This is a genomic window from Cupriavidus sp. FW305-F7 (genome assembly GCF_058782875.1).
This window is the reverse complement of record NZ_JBYSYC010000004.1, coordinates 22,448-42,291: the sequence shown is the minus strand read 5'-3', so window position 1 is coordinate 42,291 and position 19,844 is coordinate 22,448. Positions and strand designations below refer to the sequence as shown.

At 69.2% G+C, this 19,844-nt stretch carries 23 protein-coding genes; 11 read left to right on the top strand and 12 right to left on the bottom strand.

From position 1 onward, the window contains the following. Positions 1 to 12 precede the first annotated feature (12 nt). The 3 genes from AC3WL8_RS05020 (at position 13) to AC3WL8_RS05010 (ending at position 1,549) form a co-directional block, all read left to right on the top strand. Complete coding sequence (locus tag AC3WL8_RS05020; protein ID WP_153955736.1) at positions 13 to 657, top strand: TetR/AcrR family transcriptional regulator; 645 nt, start codon at positions 13 to 15, stop codon at positions 655 to 657. A gap of 314 nt (positions 658 to 971) precedes the next feature. Then, positions 972 to 1,289 carry a hypothetical protein gene (locus AC3WL8_RS05015; protein ID WP_153956217.1) on the top strand — a complete coding sequence of 106 codons (318 nt, stop codon included), beginning with the start codon at positions 972 to 974 and terminating at the stop codon, positions 1,287 to 1,289. 77 nt (positions 1,290 to 1,366) lie between these two features. Then, positions 1,367 to 1,549, top strand: coding sequence for a hypothetical protein (locus tag AC3WL8_RS05010; protein WP_153956216.1), 183 nt, complete (start codon positions 1,367 to 1,369; stop codon positions 1,547 to 1,549). 51 nt (positions 1,550 to 1,600) lie between these two features. Here the strand turns inward: AC3WL8_RS05010 and AC3WL8_RS05005 are convergent, their stop codons facing one another. Beyond that, positions 1,601 to 2,026: a hypothetical protein gene (locus AC3WL8_RS05005; protein WP_035823937.1), complete on the bottom strand. Its 426-nt coding sequence runs from the start codon at positions 2,024 to 2,026 to the stop codon at positions 1,601 to 1,603. 249 nt (positions 2,027 to 2,275) lie between these two features. Then, entirely contained in the window at positions 2,276 to 3,403 is a 1,128-nt protein-coding gene (locus AC3WL8_RS05000) for a site-specific integrase (protein ID WP_153956215.1), read from the bottom strand. 113 nt (positions 3,404 to 3,516) lie between these two features. Between AC3WL8_RS05000 and AC3WL8_RS04995 the strand changes: the two genes are divergently transcribed. From AC3WL8_RS04995 to AC3WL8_RS04985, 3 genes are all read left to right on the top strand, one after another. Further along, the gene (locus AC3WL8_RS04995) at positions 3,517 to 4,482 is read left to right on the top strand and encodes a DNA-binding protein (RefSeq protein WP_492377976.1); all 966 of its coding nucleotides are present in this window, start codon (positions 3,517 to 3,519) and stop codon (positions 4,480 to 4,482) included. A gap of 97 nt (positions 4,483 to 4,579) precedes the next feature. After that, positions 4,580 to 5,095, top strand: a complete 516-nt coding sequence (locus AC3WL8_RS04990) for an Xre family toxin-antitoxin system antitoxin (protein ID WP_035823930.1) — start codon at positions 4,580 to 4,582, stop codon at positions 5,093 to 5,095. Beyond that, positions 5,092 to 5,565: an RES family NAD+ phosphorylase gene (locus tag AC3WL8_RS04985; RefSeq protein ID WP_492377975.1), complete on the top strand. Its 474-nt coding sequence runs from the start codon at positions 5,092 to 5,094 to the stop codon at positions 5,563 to 5,565. Before AC3WL8_RS04990 ends, AC3WL8_RS04985 begins: the two co-directional genes overlap by 4 nt. Before the next feature lie 3 nt (positions 5,566 to 5,568). Here AC3WL8_RS04985 and AC3WL8_RS04980 read toward each other — a convergent pair whose 3' ends face one another. Beyond that, entirely contained in the window at positions 5,569 to 7,146 is a 1,578-nt protein-coding gene (locus AC3WL8_RS04980; protein ID WP_492377974.1) for a fatty acid--CoA ligase, read from the bottom strand. Positions 7,147 to 7,341: 195 nt separating this feature from the next. On the opposite strand from AC3WL8_RS04980, the gene AC3WL8_RS04975 reads away from it, so the two are divergent. Together AC3WL8_RS04975 and AC3WL8_RS04970 are read left to right on the top strand one after the other, a co-directional pair. Next, positions 7,342 to 9,651 carry an ATP-dependent DNA helicase gene (locus tag AC3WL8_RS04975; RefSeq protein ID WP_492377973.1) on the top strand — a complete coding sequence of 770 codons (2,310 nt, stop codon included), beginning with the start codon at positions 7,342 to 7,344 and terminating at the stop codon, positions 9,649 to 9,651. Between the two features lie 126 nt (positions 9,652 to 9,777). Beyond that, positions 9,778 to 10,101 (top strand): thioredoxin family protein, encoded by a 324-nt coding sequence (locus AC3WL8_RS04970; RefSeq protein ID WP_013952898.1) that lies wholly within the window; start codon positions 9,778 to 9,780, stop codon positions 10,099 to 10,101. Positions 10,102 to 10,118: 17 nt separating this feature from the next. Here AC3WL8_RS04970 and AC3WL8_RS04965 read toward each other — a convergent pair whose 3' ends face one another. After that, positions 10,119 to 10,550, bottom strand: coding sequence for a VOC family protein (locus AC3WL8_RS04965; protein WP_492377972.1), 432 nt, complete (start codon positions 10,548 to 10,550; stop codon positions 10,119 to 10,121). Between the two features lie 122 nt (positions 10,551 to 10,672). On the opposite strand from AC3WL8_RS04965, the gene AC3WL8_RS04960 reads away from it, so the two are divergent. After that, on the top strand, positions 10,673 to 11,557 hold the full coding sequence (locus tag AC3WL8_RS04960; RefSeq protein ID WP_013952899.1) for a LysR family transcriptional regulator: 885 nt from the start codon (positions 10,673 to 10,675) through the stop codon (positions 11,555 to 11,557). 11 nt (positions 11,558 to 11,568) lie between these two features. Here the strand turns inward: AC3WL8_RS04960 and AC3WL8_RS04955 are convergent, their stop codons facing one another. From AC3WL8_RS04955 to AC3WL8_RS04925, 7 genes are all read right to left on the bottom strand, one after another. Next, entirely contained in the window at positions 11,569 to 11,904 is a 336-nt protein-coding gene (locus tag AC3WL8_RS04955) for a cupin domain-containing protein (protein ID WP_013952900.1), read from the bottom strand. Positions 11,905 to 12,009: 105 nt separating this feature from the next. Then, complete coding sequence (locus AC3WL8_RS04950; protein ID WP_492377971.1) at positions 12,010 to 12,216, bottom strand: hypothetical protein; 207 nt, start codon at positions 12,214 to 12,216, stop codon at positions 12,010 to 12,012. Between the two features lie 88 nt (positions 12,217 to 12,304). Then, positions 12,305 to 12,658 carry a hypothetical protein gene (locus AC3WL8_RS04945; RefSeq protein WP_249221282.1) on the bottom strand — a complete coding sequence of 118 codons (354 nt, stop codon included), beginning with the start codon at positions 12,656 to 12,658 and terminating at the stop codon, positions 12,305 to 12,307. Between the two features lie 181 nt (positions 12,659 to 12,839). Continuing rightward, positions 12,840 to 14,303: an efflux transporter outer membrane subunit gene (locus AC3WL8_RS04940; RefSeq protein ID WP_492377970.1), complete on the bottom strand. Its 1,464-nt coding sequence runs from the start codon at positions 14,301 to 14,303 to the stop codon at positions 12,840 to 12,842. After that, positions 14,300 to 15,208 (bottom strand): efflux RND transporter periplasmic adaptor subunit, encoded by a 909-nt coding sequence (locus AC3WL8_RS04935; protein ID WP_013952904.1) that lies wholly within the window; start codon positions 15,206 to 15,208, stop codon positions 14,300 to 14,302. Before AC3WL8_RS04935 ends, AC3WL8_RS04940 begins: the two co-directional genes overlap by 4 nt. Continuing rightward, on the bottom strand, positions 15,205 to 15,423 hold the full coding sequence (locus tag AC3WL8_RS04930) for a DUF1656 domain-containing protein (protein WP_013952905.1): 219 nt from the start codon (positions 15,421 to 15,423) through the stop codon (positions 15,205 to 15,207). The genes AC3WL8_RS04935 and AC3WL8_RS04930 overlap by 4 nt, the downstream gene beginning before the upstream one ends. A gap of 26 nt (positions 15,424 to 15,449) precedes the next feature. Further along, on the bottom strand, positions 15,450 to 17,444 hold the full coding sequence (locus tag AC3WL8_RS04925; protein WP_153956211.1) for an FUSC family protein: 1,995 nt from the start codon (positions 17,442 to 17,444) through the stop codon (positions 15,450 to 15,452). Between the two features lie 213 nt (positions 17,445 to 17,657). On the opposite strand from AC3WL8_RS04925, the gene AC3WL8_RS04920 reads away from it, so the two are divergent. Then, positions 17,658 to 18,563 (top strand): LysR family transcriptional regulator, encoded by a 906-nt coding sequence (locus AC3WL8_RS04920; RefSeq protein WP_041228863.1) that lies wholly within the window; start codon positions 17,658 to 17,660, stop codon positions 18,561 to 18,563. Positions 18,564 to 18,584: 21 nt separating this feature from the next. Here the strand turns inward: AC3WL8_RS04920 and AC3WL8_RS04915 are convergent, their stop codons facing one another. Beyond that, positions 18,585 to 19,148, bottom strand: coding sequence for a hypothetical protein (locus AC3WL8_RS04915; protein WP_153956210.1), 564 nt, complete (start codon positions 19,146 to 19,148; stop codon positions 18,585 to 18,587). A gap of 183 nt (positions 19,149 to 19,331) precedes the next feature. On the opposite strand from AC3WL8_RS04915, the gene AC3WL8_RS04910 reads away from it, so the two are divergent. Further along, positions 19,332 to 19,838, top strand: a complete 507-nt coding sequence (locus AC3WL8_RS04910; protein WP_013952909.1) for a GNAT family N-acetyltransferase — start codon at positions 19,332 to 19,334, stop codon at positions 19,836 to 19,838. Positions 19,839 to 19,844 lie beyond the last annotated feature (6 nt).

Genomic DNA, 19,844 nt, shown 5'->3' with positions numbered 1-19,844 from the left:
AAGAGGGTCCGCATGACCCGGGCTGTCCCCGCGCCCCCGGCGCGCGCCACCTACCGCCACGGAGACCTGCGCCGCGCGCTGCTGGACGCCGGCATCGACCTGGCGCGCGAGGGTGGCCCCGACGCCATCGTGCTGCGCGAGGCCACGCGCCGTGCCGGTGTGGTGCCCAATGCCGCGTATCGGCACTTTGCCAGCCGGCAGGACCTGCTGCAGGCGGTGCGGGCCTCGGCCTTGTCGTCGCTTGCCATTGCCATGGAGGGTGAAATCGGCGGGCTGCGGCCGGGCCGCGGGGCCGCCGCGCATGCGCGTGCCTGCCTGCGTGCGGTCGGCACCGGCTACCTGCGCTTTGCGCTGGCCGAGACCGGACTGTTCCGCACCGCGTTTTCGGTGCCGAATGAAGTGGAAGACGATGCCGACCCGGCCAAGGCGGGCAACAGCGGCCTCAATCCGTTCCAGCTGCTGGGCGCGGCGCTCGACAAGCTGGTGGAAGCCGGCGTGCTGCCGCCCGAGCGCCGGCCGGGCGCGGAGTACCTGGCGTGGTCGGCCGTGCATGGCCTCGCCATCCTGCTGATCGACGGCCCGCTGCGCAGCCGCGCCAGGGAGCAGGCAGAGATCCTCGGGCAGCGCTTGCTCGACATGGTCGAGAAGGGCCTGTAGCGCCTGCAGCAGGAACGCGGCGAAAAAAATGCCACGATGGCGGGGACCAACGTGGCAGTGTAAGGAACCAGGAAGGTGGTCAACCTGACTCAGTCGGGGCACCCGCGGGCCGGGTGCAAGAGGACTGCATTCTGTTGTTTCTCATCTGAATATCGGATATTTCCTAAATAGGGCGTTGAATTGTCCCGATATGCGCACGTCGATGCCCGCACGTCATCAGGACGCGGCTGCATTTCGAGGAATTGTGAGGCTTGCGGCGCGGTCTAACTTGCTGTCAGACAGCCGAATACCGGCGCCACGGTGAGGAGCAGATCATGCGATATGGATTGGGAGCGGCCCTCTGCGTGGCAGTGCTGGCTGGCTGCGTCGCCTATCCCTATGCAGGTGACCCTTACTACCCCGCTTATCCGGCCTATCCGGTGTCGTCTGCCTACTACTACGATGGCTACCCGGTTGCGCCGTACTACCCGTACTACGGTGCCTGGCCCGGCTACGGTGGCTTCTACGGCAGCTTTACCTATATCCATGGCGGCGGTTACGGCGGGCATCACTGGCATGGCGGTGGTGGCCACAGGAATGGCGGCTGGCATGGAGGCGGACGCGGTGGCGGCCACGGTGGCAGGGGCCGATGACCATGCGTCGCCGTGATGGCAAGGCGGCCCGCACGGGATTACCATCCGCTCATGGACGCCAACGGAGCCCCATCGCCATGACCAAGCCCGCAACGCAGAAGCACCAGACGCCGGCCTCCAGTGAACAACAGCGCAAGGATGAACTGATCGAGCGCGAACTGGACGAGGCGCTGAAAGAGACGTTCCCGGCGAGCGACCCCGTGGCTGTCGATACCCATGCGCCGCGCAAACCCGGGCCGGAACCGAAACCGGCGAAGTAGGCGGGCAGGCTATACCGTGGGGCGCGCAACGCGCCCGCGCAATCCGCCGTGCTATGGCAACTGGCGCAGCTGCCCGATCACCGACATCAGCCGTCCGTGCGCCACGATGACGCCGGACTCGTCCTGCAGGGCTTCCTGGTAACGCTTGCGGAAGGCCGGGTCAGAACCGTCGCTGAACAGCCTTTCCGCGGCGCGTCCGACTGCTCGGCAGGTTTCGTCGTGGTGTTCCTTGGCCTCCAGCTCTTCGTCGATCTCGATGATCAGGCGCGACAGCGGGTCGAGCCAGCGGAAGTAGTTGTCTTCAGTCACCAGTTGCACAAACAGGCCAGCCGGAATCGGGCCGTTTAGGCGCTCATACTGGGTCCTGTCATAGCCGATGACTTCCTTGTGAACCTGCAGCAAGGCAGCCCGCAGGGCTTTCAGCCCCGAGCGCCGGGTTTCCTGGGTGGCGAGGAATTGTTCGTTGGGCATCCCCATCTTCTCCGCGTTTCTGCTTGTTCCGGTCCAGGCAGGTGGTGCGCAATGGCATCCCATGGGCCGCCGCTGCACATCGTGCCAGTGGCGATTGCCTGCCGGATTCTCCGGGCGCGGCCGGCCATGCCTGGCACTGTGCGGCGCGCTGCCAGTATAGGCACCCCCCGCAGCCCGAGCCAGCGCTGCCAGCTAGCGAAATACCCGTATTTGCGCCGGCTGCGCGGCATGATTGGCGCCAGTTGCAAGCCGCCGTCAGTCGCCTTCGGCGGATTGCGGCGCTTGCGCCAGCAGGTCGGCCGCACGCGAGCGCCGCGCGTCCGCGGCGCGGAAATACCGCACTACCGTCGACACGCTCGCGTGGCCGGTCATGGCCATGGTCTCGGCCAGCGGCACCTGTTGCGCAGCAGCCTCCGTGACAAAGCCCGAGCGCAGTGAATGCGCCGAGTAGTCGCCCTCCAGTCCCGCCAGTGCGCAGCGCGTCTTGACGATGCGGCTGACTGCCGCATCGGACAAAGCTTCTGCCACATGCCCGCCGCGGCGGATGCGGCGAAACAGCGGCCCGCTGCTGATGCCGGCGGCCGCAAGCCATGCCTCCAGCGCCTGGCCGGCGGCACCGGTGACGGGCTTGGCGGTATCGGCGTGCTCGTTGCCCGACTGGTTGGTCTTGGACCAGCCCAGTGCATAGACGAAGTCACCCGGGCCAAGCCGGGTGAGGTGCTCAAGGGTCGCGCGCGCGACTTCAGAGCGGCGGCGCCCGCCACTGGCCCACGCAAACAGCAGCAGCGCGCGGTCGCGCAGGCCGCGCAGCGAGTCATCGCAGGTATCGAGCAGGCGCAGCAGCGGATCGCGGGTCAGCGCCGCCTTGCGCGCCTGCCGCTGCCCGCGGCGCGCATAGGCACGCCGGATGCCGGCCATCAGTTCGCGCACCGCAGCTTCGGCACAGGGGTTGGGCAGGGCCTGCAGACGGTGGGCCTTGGCCAGTACCGCCAGCCGGTGGGTCAGCGTGGACAGCGCGGGCGGGCCGGGTCGTGCCTTGTATCCGTCAGCGACCAGCGCCTGGTCGATGGCCGTAGGCATCTCGCAGACAGGGCCTTGCGGCGTCTGGCGCGTGGCGTGGTCGACGATGAACTGGATGACGACGGCAGGCGCGAGCGGGAGCCGCACAGGTTGCCGGTAGCGCAGGGCATACCAGGCAGACCAGTAGCGCAATGCGGACCGGTAGCTCGCCACCGTGTTTTGGGATTCGCCTTCGCGGCGCAGGGCATTGGCCGCTTGCTCGGCAAGAGGATCCAGTTCGGACGGGCGAAGCGGCGCCGGTAGTTCGACATCGGATGCGATCGGTGGAAAGTAGGCCTCGTGGGCTTCTCGGGTTTTTACCATATTAAATAGGATGTATGCTGTAATATATCATACGGAAAAGACAAATAACAGCCGATAACTCTCCATTATCGAACCTTATTTGTCTTCCTCACAGACTTTTGCCGGATCCCATCATGGAAACCCTCCGCAGCCGTGGCATTACCCGAGACGACGTCTGGCAGGCCGCCGACAGCCTGCTCAAGGCCGGCCAGCGGCCCACCATCGAACGCATCCGCCTGCACCTGGGGCGGGGTTCGCCCAATACGGTCAGCCCGCACCTGGATGCCTGGTTTGCGGCGCTGGGTGGACGTATCCAGGATCCACAGGGCTTTGCGCCCGCACCAGGATGCCCGGAGCCAGTCACGGAGGCAGCGCGCTACCTGTGGGAAGCGGCGCTGCAGGTGGCCAAGGCTTCGGCCGAGGCCGCGCTGGTGCAGCGTGAGGCGGCGCTGGCCGAGGCCCGGGCGGCACTGGAGCAGGAGCGCGAGGCGCTGGCGCAGGAACGCCAGGTCATGCAGGCCCGACTGGAAGGGGCCGAGACGGCCATGGCGGAACTGACACGGGCCCGAGACGACGCCACGGAGCGCGCCGTGCGTGCTGAAACAGCGGCCGCCGCCTTGCAGCAACAGGCGGAGACCATGCGCGCAGAATCGGCCGCGGCGGTGTTGGCACACAACGCGATGCAGCAGGATTTCGCCGCGCAGCGGGCGGCGTGGGACCAAGAGCGGGAAACCGTGACCCAGCGCGCCGCCGCCAATGAGCGCCGCATGGCGCTGGAGCTGGATGCCGCGCGCGTGACGGCCAGGGAAGCCCAGAAGCTGCTGGAAGCCGAGCGCAAGGCGGCCGTTGAGCGGCTGACGCGTGCCGCCGAGGCCGCGTCGCGCCAGGGCAGCGAGATGACACGCCTTGGCCAGACGCTCGCCGTGCTGGAAGAACGGGTGCGGCAGCGGGAAAGCCTGCTGGCCGAGTATCGCGACCAGGCGGATGCCGCAACCACGGCCGCCGCCGGCCCCGCCAGTCCGGCAGTCCGCCGCACACGGCCGGCCCGCGCTGCACTGGCCGCCGGCAAGGGCAGCCGGCGGTACACGCGGGGCTTATAGTGCGCCTGGCAGGGCAACCACCAACGGATGCATGGCGGGTGCGCAGGCGGCTTTTGTCAATTGAGCTATACTGAATGCTCATTTGATGAGGTCTGCCATGCCGCTCACGCTCACTCCCGAAGGCCGCTATCCGCTGGCTCATGAACGCCCGGCACCGCCCGAGCTGAGCGTCAACAACTATGTCGCCGTCTATGAGGCCAGCCTGTCGACGCAAGGTGCCATGTCGGTCATCCGCGCGATTCGTGAAGGCGTGCCGGCTTCAGACCTGACCCGCCTGGCCGAATCCATGGGCACGACCAAGGAGCAGCTGATCAAGACACTGGATTTGCCGCGCGCCACTGTGGACCGCAAGGCACGGGCGCACCAGAACCTGTCGAGCGAGCAGAGCGAGCGTGTGCTGGGCATGGCGCGGCTGGTCGGACAGGTCCAGGCGCTGGTGGAAAGCTCGGGCGATCCGCGCGGTTTCAGCGCGGCACAGTGGGTGGCGCAGTGGCTGGAGCAGCCGTCGCCGGCGCTGGGCGGGCGCCGCCCCGCTGAGCTGATGGATACGCTCGCCGGCCAGCGCATCGTTTCCGACCTAGTGGCCAGGATGCAGAGCGGGGCGTACGCGTGAGGCCAGCCTGGCGGATCGCGACCGACACCCCAGACTACACCGCGGACGATGCCAGCGGCGCCGGCGCCAAGGCCACCGGCGGGCGCTGGAACCGGCAGGGCACGCCCTTGATCTATGCGGCGTCCAGCATCGCGCTGGCTTGCCTGGAAACGCTGGTCCACCTGGGCGCGGGCGGGCTGCCACTGAACCGCTACCTGGTCCGGATCGACATCCCTGACGAACTATGGGCGGCGGCGCAGCAACTGAGCGCGGACACTGCCCCCGTTGGATGGGATGCCATTCCCGCCGGCAAGACCAGCCTCGACACCGGCGAAGCCTGGACCGCCGAGGGAACCAGCGCCTTGCTGCTGGTGCCCTCTATCGTCATCCCTGAAGAACACAACGTGCTGGTCAACCCGGCACACCCCGACGCGGCGCGGCTGGCCTACGTCAAGCTGCGCCGCTGGCAGTATGACGCGCGCCTAGTCTGAGGCTCAGGCCGTGGCGCCGGCGCGCAGCATGTGCTTCTGGATCTTGCCGCTGGTGGTCTTGGGCAATGCGTCCAGGAAGTGATAGCGGCGCGGGCGCTTGTAGGCTGCCAGCCGGTCACCCTGCAGCAGGAAGGCGTCGAGCTGCGCCGCGCTGACCGGTGCGTCGCTGCGTGTCACCACATAGGCGCCGACCACCTGGCCCCAGGTCGGATCGGGTTCGCCCAGCACGGCTACCTCCAGCACGGCTGGGTGTTCGATCAGTGCGTCTTCCACCTCGCGCGGATAGACGTTCTCCGCGCCGGAATTGATCATGTAGTCGATGCGGTCGCGGATCCACAGGTAGCCGTCCGCATCCAGGCTGCCGAGGTCGCCGGTGTGGTACCAGCCGTGCGCGAGCGCGCGCGCATTGGCATCCGGGCGGTTCAGGTAGCCCTGCATCATGCAGGGGCCACGCACCAGCACTTCGCCGACTTCGCCCGGCGCGCACGGCTGCAAGGGGTCGGTCGGCTCGCCGTCGTCGCGCAGCCTGGCCACCACCAGTTCATGGCCGAGCGCGGGCAGGCCTGCCGAGCCAGCGTGGCTCAGCTGCTCATGTGGGTAAAGCACCGACATGCACGGGCCCATCTCCGTGGTGCCGTACACCTGCACCAGCCCGGCGCCGACCTTGCGGTCCCACTCGCGGATCAGGTGCGGCGCCATCGATGCGCCGCCGTATTCGACCAGCCGCAGCGAAGACACGTCGCGCGCGTCGGCATCCGGATGGTTCAGCAGCATGCCCACCATGGTCGGGGCGGCAAAGAAATGCGTGACGCGTTCGCTTTCCACCAGTTGCCAGGCCTCGCCCGCGTCGAAGCGGCGCTGCAGCACCTGCGTCGCGCCGACCTGCAGGCGGGGCAGGAAGCTGGTATGCAGCTCGGCAGTATGGTTCAGCGGCGCGACCGACAGGCCCACGTCCTCGCGCGACAGCGTCATGGCCTGGTGCATCATCGCGTTATGCTGCAGCTTGCTGCGATGGGTGTGCACCACGCCCTTGGGGCGGCCGGTGGTGCCGCTGGTGTACATCAGGATGCAGGGGTCGTCTTCATGGACCGTCACCGCGGGCGGCGTGGCCGGCTGGCCCGCGGCCAGCGTGTCGAGCCGGTGCGTGGCGAAGGCGGGCGCGGCATCGGGGTCGGCATAGATACGCAGCGCGGTGCCTGGCGCCAGTTCGGCGGCCTTCTCCACCACGCCCGCGCCTTCCTGCTCGAACAGCACTGCCTTGGCGCCGCCATCGTTCAGGATGTAGGCCAGTTCCTGCACAGCCAGGCGGTAGTTGACCGGGTTGTAGACCGCGCCAATGCGCGCCGTGGCCAGCAGCGTGAAGACGAAGGCCGGGGTGTTGTAGAGGAAGGCCGCGACCACGTCGCCCTTGCCGATCCCCAGCGACTGCAGCGCGTGCGCGTGGCGGTTGACCTCGGCATCGAGCTCCGCATACGTCCACGCGCGTCGACTGGCACCGATGCCGCTGACCAGCGCGGTCTTGCGCGGCAGATAGCGCGCGGGCCAGGAGAGGGTGTCGCCAAGGGTGATGCCGCGGGTCAAGGTTGTGCTCCGGTCATGGTCCGCCGCCGGCTTGCCGGCAGGTAGTTGTTGTCTTGTAAGCCAGACAATATAGAGCGGCGGGTGGGGCACATGGAAATAACGTTTTGCTCTTTCCTTATGCCGGAGCGGCCGTCACGCGGTAACGCCCTTGCGTGATACTGTATATTCATACAGTTATTGCCGCGCCCCGTTCCTGTGTCTGCCGTCCCGCCGCCCATTCCAGCCCCGCCTGCCACGCCAGCCGCTCCGGCCTACGTGGTGGCCGTGCGCGCGCTGTGCGAGTTCACTGCCAAGGCGGGTGACCTGGACCTGCGCTTCGTGCCGACGCCATCGTCGCAGGAGGGCGTGGCCGGGCATGCCGTAGTGACCAGCCGGCGCGTGGAGGGCTACCAGGCCGAGGTGGCGCTTGCCGCCGATTTCGGCCCCTTGCATGTGCGCGGCCGCGCCGATGGCTACGATCCCGCCGCCAACCGGCTGGAAGAAATCAAGACCGTGCGCGGCGATGCCGCCGTGCCGGACAACCACCGCCACCTGCACTGGGCGCAGGCCAAGGTCTACGGCTGCCTGTTATGCCGCAAGCTGGGGCTGCCCGGGCTGGAGATCGCGGTGGTCTATTTCGACATCATCAGCCAGCGCGAGCACCCGGTCGCGGAGCACTTCACTGCGCAGGCGCTTGAAGCCTTCTTCGTGCAGACCTGCGAGCAGTTCCTGCACTGGGCGCAGGCGGAACTGGCCCATCGGCAGGCACGCGATGGCGCGCTGGCGCAGCTGGCCTTTCCGCACCAGGGTTTCCGCCCGGGCCAGCGCGAACTGGCGCAGGCGGTCTACAACGCCAACCGCGCGGGCCGCCACCTGCTGGCGCAGGCGCCCACCGGCATCGGCAAGTCGGTCGGCACGCTGTTCCCGGTGCTCAAGGCCATGCCGGGGCAGGGCATCGACAAGGTCTACTTCCTGTCGGCCCGCTCCACCGGGCGCGGCGTGGCGCTGCACGCCGCCAATGCGCTGCGCGGCCATGGCGCGCAGCCGCTGCATGTGCTGGAGCTGGTGGCCCGCGACAAGGCCTGCGAGCATCCGGAGCTGGCCTGCCATGGCGAGTCCTGCCCGCTAGCGCGCGGCTTCTATGACCGCCTGCCGGCAGCACGCGAAGCCGCGCGCGGCGTGCCGGTGCGCGACCGCGCCGCAGTGCGCACGCTGGCGCTGGCACACGGGATCTGCCCTTACTATCTGTCGCAGGAACTGGTGCGCTGGAGCGACGTGGTGGTGGCCGACTACAACTACTACTTCGACCGCAGCGCGTTGCTGTACGCGCTGACCGCGGCCAATGCCTGGCGCGCCAGCGTGCTGGTGGACGAGGCCCACAACCTGGTCGAGCGCGGCCGCGCCATGTACACCGCGGAACTCGACCCCCAATCGCTGCGCGAGGTGCGCCGCAGCGCGCCGGCCGTCGTGCGCAAGCCATTGACGCGGCTGGCCCGGCAATGGAGCACGCTGGCGCGCCAGAGTGATGACGCCTACGAAGTCCTGCCCGAAGTGCCCGCCGCCTTGCGCCGCGCGCTGGACGAATGCTGCGCGGCGGCACTGACGCATATGACCGAGCATCCAGGCGCGCAGGATCCGGCGCTGCAGCGCTTCTATTTCGATGCGCTGCATTTTGGCCGCCTGGCCGAGCAGCTCGACGCGCATTCGCTGTTCGATATCCAGCGCGTGCCGTGCAGCGGCCGCGGCCACCATGCGCGGCTGTGCCTGCGCAATGTCATCCCGGCCCCGTTCCTGCGCCCGCGCTTTGCCGCCGCGCATTCGGTCACGCTGTTCTCCGCGACGCTCGATCCTGCCGCCTATTACCTCGATACGCTGGGTTTGCCTGCCGATTGCGCGCGGGTGCAAGTGCCATCGCCATTCCGCGCCGAGCAACTGTCGGTGCGGATTGCAGCGCGCATCTCCACCCGCTATGCGCGGCGCGAACAATCGCTGCCGGCCATCGTCGCGCTGATGGCCGGCCAGTTCCGCGCGCGGCGCGGCAACTACCTGGCGTTCTTCAGCAGCCATGAATACCTGCAACAAGCCGTGGCCCGCTTCGCTCAGTCTCACCCCGACATCCCGCATTGGGTGCAGTCGCGGGGCATGGACGAAGCCGCGCAGGCGGCGTTCCTGGATACGTTTGCGGAAGGCGGCGAGGGCATCGGCTTTGCGGTGCTGGGCGGCGCCTTTGCCGAAGGCGTGGACCTGCCCGGCGAGCGCCTGATCGGCGCCTTCGTTGCCACGCTGGGGCTGCCACAGTTCAACGCGGTCAACGAGCAGTTCCGCGCGCGCATGCAGCAGGTGTTCGGGCAGGGATATGCCTATGCCTACCTGTATCCCGGGCTGCGCAAGGTGGTGCAGGCGGCAGGCCGGGTCATCCGCACGCAGCAGGACCAGGGCGTGGTCTATCTGATCGACGACCGCTTTGCCGCGGCCGAAGTGCGCGAGCTGCTGCCGGCATGGTGGGAAATCGCCACGGCGGCGTAGAAATTACACAGCCGGGCCGGTCTGGGGCATCCTCTTTGCGCGGTGCCTGCCCGGAGTTGCCGCTGGAACGAATCTGGCAGGCATGCGGATGGCATCAGTGCCAGCTATCGCGAAAGGACCAGATCCATGCCCATGACCCAACAATACGCGGCCACCGAGCCGACCCGCACGGAAGTGGATGCGCTGCCGGGCGCCACCGTGCTGGAATTCGGCGCCCCGTGGTGCGGCTACTGCCAGCGCGCCCAGCCGGCGCTGGCCGAGGCCTTTGCCGTGCATCCGGCGTTGCGCCATCTCAAGATCGAGGACGGCAGCGGGCGCCGGCTTGGCCGGTCGTTTCACATCAAGCTGTGGCCGACGCTGGTGTTCCTGCGCGACGGGCAGGAAGTGGCGCGGCTGGTGCGCCCGACCGAGTCCGACCCGATCCGCGAGGCCATGCGCCGCATTGCATAGCCCGGCCGCGCGCTGCCTTACTTGGCAAACACCTGGCTCAGGTCGCCAAAGGCCTTGAACTCCAGCGCATTGCCCGACGGGTCCAGGAAGAACATGGTGGCCTGCTCGCCAACCTGGCCCTTGAAGCGCACATGCGGCTCGATCACGAACTGCGTGCCCGCCGCGCGCAGCCGCTCGGCCAGGGCCTCCCATTCGACCATCGGCAGGATCGCGCCGAAGTGCCGCACCGGCACGTCATCGCCATCGACGGCGCTGGTGGCGCGGTGTCCACATTCCTCGGGCGACAGGTGCGCCACCACCTGGTGGCCATAGAAATTGAAGTCCACCCAGGCCTCGGAACTGCGCCCTTCAGGGCAGCCAAGCAAGTCGCCGTAGAAGCGCCTTGCCTCGGCCAGGTCGCGCACGGGGAAAGCCAGGTGGAACAGGGGGATAGAGGAAGTCGCGCTCATGCGGGGGGCCTTTGTCGGGGGTCGGTATGCGGGCAGGCGTTGGCCTGCGCGTTGATTGTAGCCAGCACAACCCGTAATATGAAGCGAATCATTTTTGCTCTGAGCATCAGACTTTTCGATAGATGATCCGCTACTTCCAGACCTTCCTGGTGGCCGCCGAGACTGGCTCGTTTTCCGCCGCCGCGGCGCGGCTGGCGCTGACGCAGTCGGCCGTCAGCACGCAGATCCGGCGGCTGGAAGAGGACCTGGACTGCGTACTCTTCGATCGCACCGGCAAGTCGGTCGCGCTCAGCGAAGCCGGGCGCCGGCTGGTGCCGGAGGCGCGGCGCTTTGTCGAGCTCTATGCCGCGATGAAGGACCGCGCCGGCCCGCACGCCGACGCCGCGCCGGTGGAGCTGGGCGCGGTGTCTACGGTCCAGGCCACCTTGCTGGCGGATGCGATGCGGCATTTCCGGGGGCGCTTTCCGGACTCGCACGTCAATGTGGTGCCGGGCATGTCCACCCAGCTGCTGACGCAGGTGGATGCGCGCGAGCTGGACATCGCCGTGCTGATCCGGCCGCGGCTGGGCTTTCCGCCAGACCTCAAGTGGGTGCCGCTGGTGCGCGAGGGCTTTGTTGGCATTGGTCCCGCCGGCGCGCCTGCAGACCTGCGCGCGCTGCTGGAGACGCTTCCGTTCATTCGCTACAACCGCCACAGCACCGGCGGGCAGCTGGTGGACGGCTACCTGAAGCGGCAGCGGCTATGGGTCAGGGAAGGGATGGAGCTGGATGAGCCTGCCGTGATCCTGCAGATGGTGGCAGCGGGCCTGGGTTGCGCCATCATCCCGTCCGAACTGGTGCCATTGCAGCAGTCCGCGGGCGTGGTGCAGGCGCCCTTGGCGGGCGGGCCGCTCTATCGCGACGTAGGCGTGCTGGTGCGCGAATCGGCACTGCGCCGCGAGCCGGTGGCGGCGCTGATCGATGCCTTTGTGGCCGCCAGCGCGCGCTGGCAGCCTGTCGTGGCGTAAGGCCGGACGACTCAGCGGCTGCCGGGCAGGACCAACGTGACCAGCACCGAGGCATCGGAGATGGCGGTCACGTCGTAGCGCACGCTCGGCCCCAGGTAGAGCAGGTCGCCCTGGTGCAACTGGCGCTCGGCGCCGTCCACCCGCACGCGCACCTCGCCTTCCAGGCATTGCACGGTCATCGGGCCATCCACTGCATGGGGCGGCACGTGCTTGCCCGCCTTCAGCACCAGCCGCATCACTTCCAGCGGGCCTTCCTTGAACAGGGCCTGGGTGGCGGTCTGGTCCAGCCGTGTGCCCAGTGGCAGCACGCTGGCGATCTGTCCGGATGCAAGATGGGGAAGGGACATGCGCGGCTCCTCGCTCTTCTGGTGGGGTGGCTTGTCAGGCACGGCCGGCGCCTGGCGGCGGCACGCCTTCTCAATCTAGCACCGGAGCGCGCACCTCAGTAGTACTCAGCGTGATGTAACCGGCGAAGCCGCCGGCGCGGCAACGTCCGCCTGTGCGCAAGGCGTGGCATTGCGGGCTTGTGCGGTGCGCTCGGCAGCGGTTCTGGCAGCGGCGCGGCCGCGCTCGATCACAGCCCAGTCAGGACCGGCGGCAGCGGGAAAAGACGCGGCCAGGGCGCCAAGGCCGAGCAGCGCGAACAGGATGGTTTTCATGAGGGTCTTCAGGAGCAACGGAGAAGAGACGGGGCCGTGCGCCCCGTCGACACGCCACGGCGGCTGCCGTGGCGCGAGCAGGCGCCGGTCAGGCGGCAGCCGAAGCGCGCGAGCCGCTATGGGCCGGAGGTGCCGACACGCCGCTGCGGTCCATGCCCGCCACTTCCATGGCGGCGGCAGCGCGGTTGGCGCCGTCGGTGAAGGGGTCGCGCCGGTCGTTGACGCGGGCGCCATCGGTGAACGGGTCACGCTTGCCATTGACGTGCGCGCCGTCGGTGAACGGGTCGCGCTTGCCGTTGTGCAGGTTGTAGCCGTAGCGGTCGGCGGCGACGCCGCGGTCGTTCAGGCCTTGCGCCATGGCAGGGCTGGCCAGTGCGGCGGCACCGAGTGCTGCGATCGAGAGGGTCGTGGCAAGGAGGGCTTTGAGAGCGTTTTTATGCATGTCTGCTGTTTTTGGGTAGGTGGACGGCATGGCCCGCGAGGGGCCGCGCGGGGATGGCGGATCTGCCTCCCGCGCCGTCCGGGTTCGCCTTTTGGGCGGTGCCGTCGCGTGGGAAGCGCGCGGCACAGGACGAAGTTTAGTCAGGCTGATCCATTCCTGTGATGATTTAAACGTCGAAAGATCAGTCGTTTTTTTCATCACCAGTCGCATTGGCGTCAGCCACCTTGCGCGCGGCCTGCCAACCCCCGCCGAGCGCGAGGAACAGGTCAACCTGGCGCGCGGCGACATGGCCTTCAGACGCAGCCAGTGCGGCCTCTGCATCGGCCAGCGTGCGCTCGGCGTCCAGGCGTGCCAGGTACGGGATGCGCCCCGCCTGCTGCAGGCGGCGCTGCAGCCGCGCTGCTTCGGCGGCCTGTTCACGCGCCGCGTGCAGGGCTTCGTGTCGTTCCAGTTCACGCGTGTAGGCCGACAACGCCGTTTCCGTTTCCTGCAGCGCGCGCAGCACCGCGCCGTCAAAGCGCGCCAGGGCGGCGTCGGCCGCGGCTTCATGCCCGTGGATGCGATGGCGCACGCCGTTGGTCGGCAGCGACCAGCTCAGCAGCGGCCCCACGCTCCAGCGCGCCGTCGGGCCGCTGCCAAGGTGGCTCAGCACGCCGGTCAGCCCGGCGCTGGCGCCGATGCGGACCGATGGATACAGGTCCGCCGTGGCCACGCCGATGCGAGCGGTGGCCGCGGCCAGTTCGCGTTCCGCCTGCCGGATATCGGGCCGGCGCCTGAGCAGCGCGGCGCCGTCGCCCACGGGCAGCGGCGCACGCAGCGTGGGTTCCGCATAGCAGTCCACCTCGGCCTCTGGCAGTGCCGCAGGCGGTTTGCCCAGCAGCAGCGCCAGCCGGTGGCGGGCGGCGCTACGCGCGGCTTCCAGCGTTGGCAAGGCAGCGCGCAGCGCTTCGGTGCGGGCGCGCTCGCGCGCTGCGTCGGCGGGCTCGCCGCGGCCGGCGGCGACCAAGCGGCCGGTGGCGTCCAGCGTGCGTTGCTGTACCGCGAGCTGCAGCGTGGCGGCGGCGAGGTCATGCGTGGCGGCGCAGCCCTGCACGTAGGCGCGCACGGTCTGTGCTGCCACGGTGATGCGCACCATGTCGAGCGTGGCCTCGCTGGCTTCGGCGCCGGCCAGCGCGGCCTCGTCGGCGCGGGCGAGCTTGCCGAAGAAGTCGATCAGGTAGGACACGCCGAAACCGAAGTCCCCCAGGTTGAATACCGGTGGCTTGGTGGTCTGCAGGAAGCTCTCGGCCGACAGCTGCGCTCGCGATGCGCTGGCGCTGGCGCCGCCCTGGGGCAGGTTCTCGGACTCCACCTCGTGCAGCAGCGCCACCGCGCGGCGCAGGTTGGCGCTGGCGGCGCGGATGTCGGTGTTGGCGGCCAGCGCCTGTTCGACCAGCTGGTCGAGCCGCGCGTCGTCATAGAGCCGCCACCAGTCGTCGGGCACGGGCGCGATGGCCACACCGTGCGCTTCGGCGCCCTGCAACGGGCCGTTGGCCGCGGGCGTGCGCACCGCCGCATGATCGGGCACGCGATAGTCCGGGCCCACGGTGGTGCAGGCGCACAGGCAGGCCGCGGCGCACGCCAGCCAGAGACGGCGCGGCCTCACGACCGCGGCCCCGCGCGGCGGCTGGCGTCATCGTCGCGCCTAGCTTCGCGAACGGCCACAGTCGCGGTGCGGCCGGAGACCAGGCGCACATCCGTGGGCACGTCCTCCAGCACGATGCGCACCGGCACGCGCTGTGCCAGCCGCACCCAGTTGAAGGTCGGGTTGACGTTGGGCAGCAGGTTTGAGCCCGCGCTGCGGTCGCGGTCCTCGATGCCGGCGGCGATGCTCTGCACGTGCCCGCGCAGGTGCCGGGGCTCGCCCATGATATGCACGTCGACCGGGCTGCCGATGCGGATCCGGTGCAGCTTGGTTTCCTCGAAATAGCCTTCCACGTGGAAGGAACCGGCGTCGACCATCGACAGCACCGGGCGGCCGGTCGAGACATAGTCGCCCAGGCGCGGCAGCCGGTCGTTGAGGTAGCCCGCCACCGGGCTGCGCACGCTGGTGCGCTCCAGGTTCAGCCGGGCCAGCCGCACCGCGGCTTCGGCCTGCGCCAGCGCGGCTTCGCCTTGCTCCACGCGGGCACGCCCCTGTTCCGCGACTTCGGCAGCAACCAGGCCGTCGAGATTGCGGTTGCGCGCGGCTTCGCGTCGCGCCTGCGCCAGCGCGGCGCGCTGCGTCGCTACCGTGGCCAGTGCCTGCTGCAGGGCCAGCGCGTAGCGGTCGCGATCGATCTCGAACAGGACTTCGCCTTGCTGCACGCGCTGGTTGTCGCGCGCCAGCACGCGCGTGACCAGCCCGGACACATCGGGCGCCACCTGGATGATGTCGGCACGTACGTGTCCGTCGCGGGTCCATGGCGCGGCCGTGTAGTAGTCCCACAGGTGGCGCAGCACCAGCAGGGCGGCGATGGCGGCCAGCAGCGTTGGCAGCAAGGGAAGCAGGGGGCGGAGTCGGAAGGTCATGAAGGCAGTCCCGGCACCGCGACAAAGACTGCGGCCACGGCGCCAAGGACGATCACGTAAAGGGAAAGATTGAACAGCGAGCGGTGCCAGATATGCCGGTAGCAGCCCAGCGCGGCCAGCACCATGCGGATCGCGGTAGTGACGGCGAAGGCCAGCACCATCAGCACCAGCACGCCTGGCACGAAGACGCCATAGAGATCGATTTCACTGAGCATTCGGCGGCAGCGGAAAGTTGGGGAGATCAGCGGGCAGCCGCCGGGCCAGGCTGCAGCGTGACCTGCAGCACCACCAGCGCGCCAAGCGTGCCGCGGTGGTCAGAGCGGCCACCTGCGGGCAGCGCGGCCACGCCGGCGATGGCGTCGGCCACCCAGCCGGCCAGTCCCGCCGGCGCCGGCACGGCATGGCCCGCGCGCAGCCGTGCCCGGAAATGCCGGGCCACCGCGGCCAGCACGCGGCGCACCGGCTTGCGCGCCGCGGGCGGCAAGGCCGGCAGCGCTTTCTGCAGCGCCAGCGCGCAGTAGCCGACTTGCAGCGCATGAAAGCCATCGGACGACAAGGGATCGCCGGCAGCCCCCAGCCGCGGCACCAGTTGGCCGAGCCGGTCGAGCATGCGCGCGCCCAGCCGCGCATCACCATCGGCCGCGCGCAGCGTGGCGGCCTGGGCCAGGTCCTGCCAGCTGGCGCGCACCAGCCGGTGCGCCGCCGCCCGCGCGCCGAACGGGCGTACCGCCATCGACCACAGCGGCGCGAACAGCATTGCCGCGGCGCTGGCCAGGCAGGTATTGAAGGTGCCGAGGAAATCCGCATCGAATACGGCCTGCACGTTGGCGAACGACGCCGTGTTCACCGACAGCAGCATCGCAATCAACTGGAAGCCCGGGCGCGCGATCAGCAGGCCGATACCGAGGTAGGGCAGCGCCAGCATCGCGGCCAGCGCTTCAAAGGTGTGCGCGTGCGGCACCACCAGGAACAGGTAGCCGGACGACACCAGCAGGCAGATCGTGCTCCAGCGCAGGAAGGCGCCGGCCATGCGGCGCGGCTCGTCGATGGCCGCAAAGAAGCAGCAGGCGATCGATGCCACCGCGACCGCGCCGGCGCCGTCCTCCCAGCCCGAGAAGATCCACAGCAGCCCCGCGCAGAAAACAGCCAGGCCGCTGGACATGGCGCCGAACAGCAGCATGCCGTGGTCGTGGTGATGGCCGGCAGCCTCCGGGGCCGGGTCGCCGCGTCGCATCGGCGCGCCGGCACTGCGGTCGCCGATGCCTTGCTGCAGCGCCCGGCATTCAGCGTACAAGGTGCCCAGGCGCTGCAGCTGGTCCGCCGCCGTGGCAGCGAGGCGGGCTTGCCAGTCGACCTCGCCCGTGCAGCCATTGGCAAGCCAGCCGCCCGTGGCGACAGGAGGCGGCGTGGCAGCATCGGTCGCCAGCCAGGCGGTCGTCGCAGCCAGGGCCTCGCGCAGTGGCAGCGGCATGCCGTCCGGATGGCTGCGCAGCGCCTGCAGCACGCTCTCCAGCGACGACAGCAGCGGCATCAGCATGGTCATGCGCTGGCGCAGCGCGCGGGCATGGCGCAGCGTGTGGCTGCCCTCGGTGTCATAGGCCAGCTGGCTGACCAGCTGGTCCAGCGCCAGGATGTCGGCGGCGAGCCGGTGGCGGCTGTCGTCGGCGCGCGGGCTGCCGGCGAGGATGTCCGATGCCCAGGCCGCCGCGTCGGCGAGCCAGGTGGCGGCGCGGGACCGCAGCGCGGGCGCCACCTTGGCCGGGAAGACGACCGAGCCCACCAGCCCGGCGCAGACGATGCCGATCACGATTTCCTCGATCCGGGCCACGGCAATATCGAAGATCTGCGCCGGTGCGCTGACGGCCGGCAGCGCGACGATCGGCAGGGTGTAGGCCGCCAGCAGGTAAACATAGCTGCGCGGCGTGCGCTGCAGCAGCGACAGGTATACCAGCACGGTGATCCACAGCGCGATTGCACCCATCAGCACGATCGGCATGTTGACCAGCTGCGGCACCGTGGCCACCGCGGCGGTGGCACCCAGCATCGTGCCGGCCACGCGGTAGGCCGCCTTGGAACGGGTGGCGCCGGTCAGGGGATGGGAAACAAAGTACACCGTCGCCATGGCCCAGTACGGCCGCGGCAGGCCCAGCGCCAGCGCGATATATAGCGCCAGCATCGCGGCGGCGAATGCCTTCAGCGAGAACAGCCACTGTCGTGCATTCGGCCAGCTAGCCATGGAGCGGGGTCTTCAGGAGGAGTTGAGGGCACACCGCGGCCTGCCGCTCCACGCTTCATTTGGCGGCGCAGTTGGGCGGGGGCGATGTGTGGAAGCGAAGTGTAGCCAAACCTTTCGCATTCCATTCATGATTTAATATTGGTCTTTCCATTCCCTTTGTTCATGGATGGCGCAAGCGGCCTGCAGGCAGCACGCCCGCCGTCCCTCAGCACCATGCCCATCGATATCCGCGCGCTGCGCTATTTCGTCGAGACTGCCCGGCTGCGCAGCTTTACCCAGGCCGCGACCTCGCTGTTCGTCACCCAGTCGACCATCAGCAAGATGGTCAAGCAGCTGGAGGACGAGGTCGGCCAGCCGCTGCTGATCCGTGAAGGCAAGAGCGTGCGGCTGACCGACGTGGGCCGCGTGGTCTACGAGCGCGGGCAGGAGGCGCTGGGCGTGGTGCACCGGCTGACGCTGGAGGTGTCCGACCTGTCCTCGCTGGGCCGGGGGCAGCTGACGGTGGGGATCCCGCCGATGGTCAACCTGTTCTTTTCACCGGCGGTCAGCGCCTTCCGGCAGCGCTATCCCAACCTGTTGCTGACCCTGGACGAACACGGCGGGCAGGTGGTGGAGCAACTGGTGGCCAGTGGCGAGCTCGAAGTCGGCGCCACGGTGCTGCCGGGCGACAGCGGCCTGGCGCTGGAAACGCGCCAGTTCGGCCGCTACCCGATCTGGGCCGTGGGGCCGCGCAAGGCCGCCTGGGCGCGCGGGCGCACCGTCACGCTGGCGGCGCTGCGCGATGAGCCGCTGGTGATGCTGACCGATGACTTCTCGCTGACGCGCAAGCTGCGGCAGGCATTTCTGGAAGCACGCATCGAGCCGCGCGTGGTGGCGCGCAGCGGGCACTGGGATTTCCTGGCGTCGATGGCGGCGGCGGGGCTGGGCACTACCTTCCTGCCACAGCCGCTGGCTGAGCGCCTGCAGGGCCAGGGCACGCTGGCCATGGCTCGGCTGACCGAGCCGGCAATGGACTGGACCATGGCGCATATCTGGTCGCCGGGACGCTACCTGTCGCATGCGGCGCGGGCGTGGCTGGCGGTTTGCGATGAGGTGCTGGGCGGCGGCAAAGGATCCTGAACCGCCGCGCGTGCGGCGGCCTCACTTCTTCAGGCACTGGTCGGGCTGAATATCCAGCAAGACCAGCGATTTCTGCCCGGCCACGTAGTGGTAGCGCAACCTGACCCCCAGCTTGCCGAGCACCGGCACATCCGGGTTGCGGCAGATGCCGCGCTCCAGGATCGGCTTGGCCGTCGCCATGAACGCGCGGGTATCGTCACGCGCGGCATCCACCCCCGAAACCTTCAGCTGGAACTCGACGATCTTGCCCGGCCGCGTCACGCAGCCGTCGAAGCGGGTGGTGTCGTCCAGGTCGAGCGGGCCGGCGCGCATCAGCTCCTGGCAGGCCATGCGCAGCTCACGGTCGACATCGCCCGCGGTCAGGCGGGTCACGCCGTTCATGCCGGTCGGCTTGCCGCGCACGGTGCCCAGCAGCAGCGTGGCCAGCCCTGACAGTGGCGGGGACGGCGCAGGCGGGGCAGCCACGGTGGCGGAAACGGCAAGTGGCGCAGCCAGCAGGGACAGGCCCAGGCACACAGCGGCATGGCGCAAAGGATGGCGATCGGGGACGGCGGGGGCAGCGGGGGCAGCAGGGGCAGGGCGCATGACACAACGGGGACGGGATTGCCTTGGGGTTCGCGCTGCTACTTTAGCCTTGGCGCGTTGCTGCCGTTGTCAGGCGTTGTCCTACGGCGCAACGGTGGCTTGCCCTGGCGGCCGCGGCATGCGTGCGAACGGGGAGCGTAGAATCCGGGTTCCTAGGACCTGATCGAAGTCCCGAGTCCCGCCATGTCCGTGCAGATCCGCCCAGAGTCGCCGTCCGACGCCGACGCCATCGCGCAGCTGACCACCGCCGCCTTCCTGACGGCGCCGCACACCAGCCACACCGAGGCGTTCGTCGTCAATGCGCTGCGCCGCGCCGGCCAGCTGACGGTGTCGCTGGTCGCACAGGCCGGCGACAGGCTGGTGGGACACGTGGCGATTTCGCCGGTGACGGTCTCATCCGGCGCGACCGGCTGGTACGGACTGGGCCCGATTTCGGTGGCGCCGGACCTGCAGGGGCAGGGCATCGGCTCACAGCTGATGCACGCGGCGCTGGCTGACCTGCGCCGTCTTGGCGCCGCCGGCTGCGTGCTGCTGGGCGATCCCGCCTACTACGGCCGCTTCGGCTTTGCCGCGCGGCCCGGGCTGGTGCTGGACGGCGTGCCGCCCGAGTACTTCCAGGCACTGGCGTTCGACGATGGCTATCCGGCGGGCAGCGTGCAATACCACGACGCCTTCAACGCCACCGCCTGACGGGCG

Excerpts from the sequence above, each read along its gene's own strand:
- AC3WL8_RS05005 (WP_035823937.1), bottom strand. The coding sequence starts at position 2,026 with ATGGGGATGCCCAACGAACAATTCCTCGCCACCCAGGAAACCCGGCGC.
- AC3WL8_RS05015 (WP_153956217.1), top strand. The coding sequence starts at position 972 with ATGCGATATGGATTGGGAGCGGCCCTCTGCGTGGCAGTGCTGGCTGGC.
- AC3WL8_RS04910 (WP_013952909.1), top strand. The coding sequence starts at position 19,332 with ATGTCCGTGCAGATCCGCCCAGAGTCGCCGTCCGACGCCGACGCCATC.
- AC3WL8_RS05010 (WP_153956216.1), top strand. The coding sequence starts at position 1,367 with ATGACCAAGCCCGCAACGCAGAAGCACCAGACGCCGGCCTCCAGTGAA.
- AC3WL8_RS04935 (WP_013952904.1), bottom strand. The coding sequence starts at position 15,208 with ATGACCTTCCGACTCCGCCCCCTGCTTCCCTTGCTGCCAACGCTGCTG.
- AC3WL8_RS04995 (WP_492377976.1), top strand. The coding sequence starts at position 3,517 with ATGGAAACCCTCCGCAGCCGTGGCATTACCCGAGACGACGTCTGGCAG.
- AC3WL8_RS05020 (WP_153955736.1), top strand. The coding sequence starts at position 13 with ATGACCCGGGCTGTCCCCGCGCCCCCGGCGCGCGCCACCTACCGCCAC.
- AC3WL8_RS04915 (WP_153956210.1), bottom strand. The coding sequence starts at position 19,148 with ATGCGCCCTGCCCCTGCTGCCCCCGCTGCCCCCGCCGTCCCCGATCGC.
- AC3WL8_RS05000 (WP_153956215.1), bottom strand. The coding sequence starts at position 3,403 with ATGGTAAAAACCCGAGAAGCCCACGAGGCCTACTTTCCACCGATCGCA.
- AC3WL8_RS04955 (WP_013952900.1), bottom strand. The coding sequence starts at position 11,904 with ATGTCCCTTCCCCATCTTGCATCCGGACAGATCGCCAGCGTGCTGCCA.
- AC3WL8_RS04960 (WP_013952899.1), top strand. The coding sequence starts at position 10,673 with ATGATCCGCTACTTCCAGACCTTCCTGGTGGCCGCCGAGACTGGCTCG.
- AC3WL8_RS04925 (WP_153956211.1), bottom strand. The coding sequence starts at position 17,444 with ATGGCTAGCTGGCCGAATGCACGACAGTGGCTGTTCTCGCTGAAGGCA.
- AC3WL8_RS04945 (WP_249221282.1), bottom strand. The coding sequence starts at position 12,658 with ATGCATAAAAACGCTCTCAAAGCCCTCCTTGCCACGACCCTCTCGATC.
- AC3WL8_RS04950 (WP_492377971.1), bottom strand. The coding sequence starts at position 12,216 with ATGAAAACCATCCTGTTCGCGCTGCTCGGCCTTGGCGCCCTGGCCGCG.
- AC3WL8_RS04970 (WP_013952898.1), top strand. The coding sequence starts at position 9,778 with ATGCCCATGACCCAACAATACGCGGCCACCGAGCCGACCCGCACGGAA.
- AC3WL8_RS04965 (WP_492377972.1), bottom strand. The coding sequence starts at position 10,550 with ATGAGCGCGACTTCCTCTATCCCCCTGTTCCACCTGGCTTTCCCCGTG.
- AC3WL8_RS04930 (WP_013952905.1), bottom strand. The coding sequence starts at position 15,423 with ATGCTCAGTGAAATCGATCTCTATGGCGTCTTCGTGCCAGGCGTGCTG.
- AC3WL8_RS04990 (WP_035823930.1), top strand. The coding sequence starts at position 4,580 with ATGCCGCTCACGCTCACTCCCGAAGGCCGCTATCCGCTGGCTCATGAA.
- AC3WL8_RS04920 (WP_041228863.1), top strand. The coding sequence starts at position 17,658 with ATGCCCATCGATATCCGCGCGCTGCGCTATTTCGTCGAGACTGCCCGG.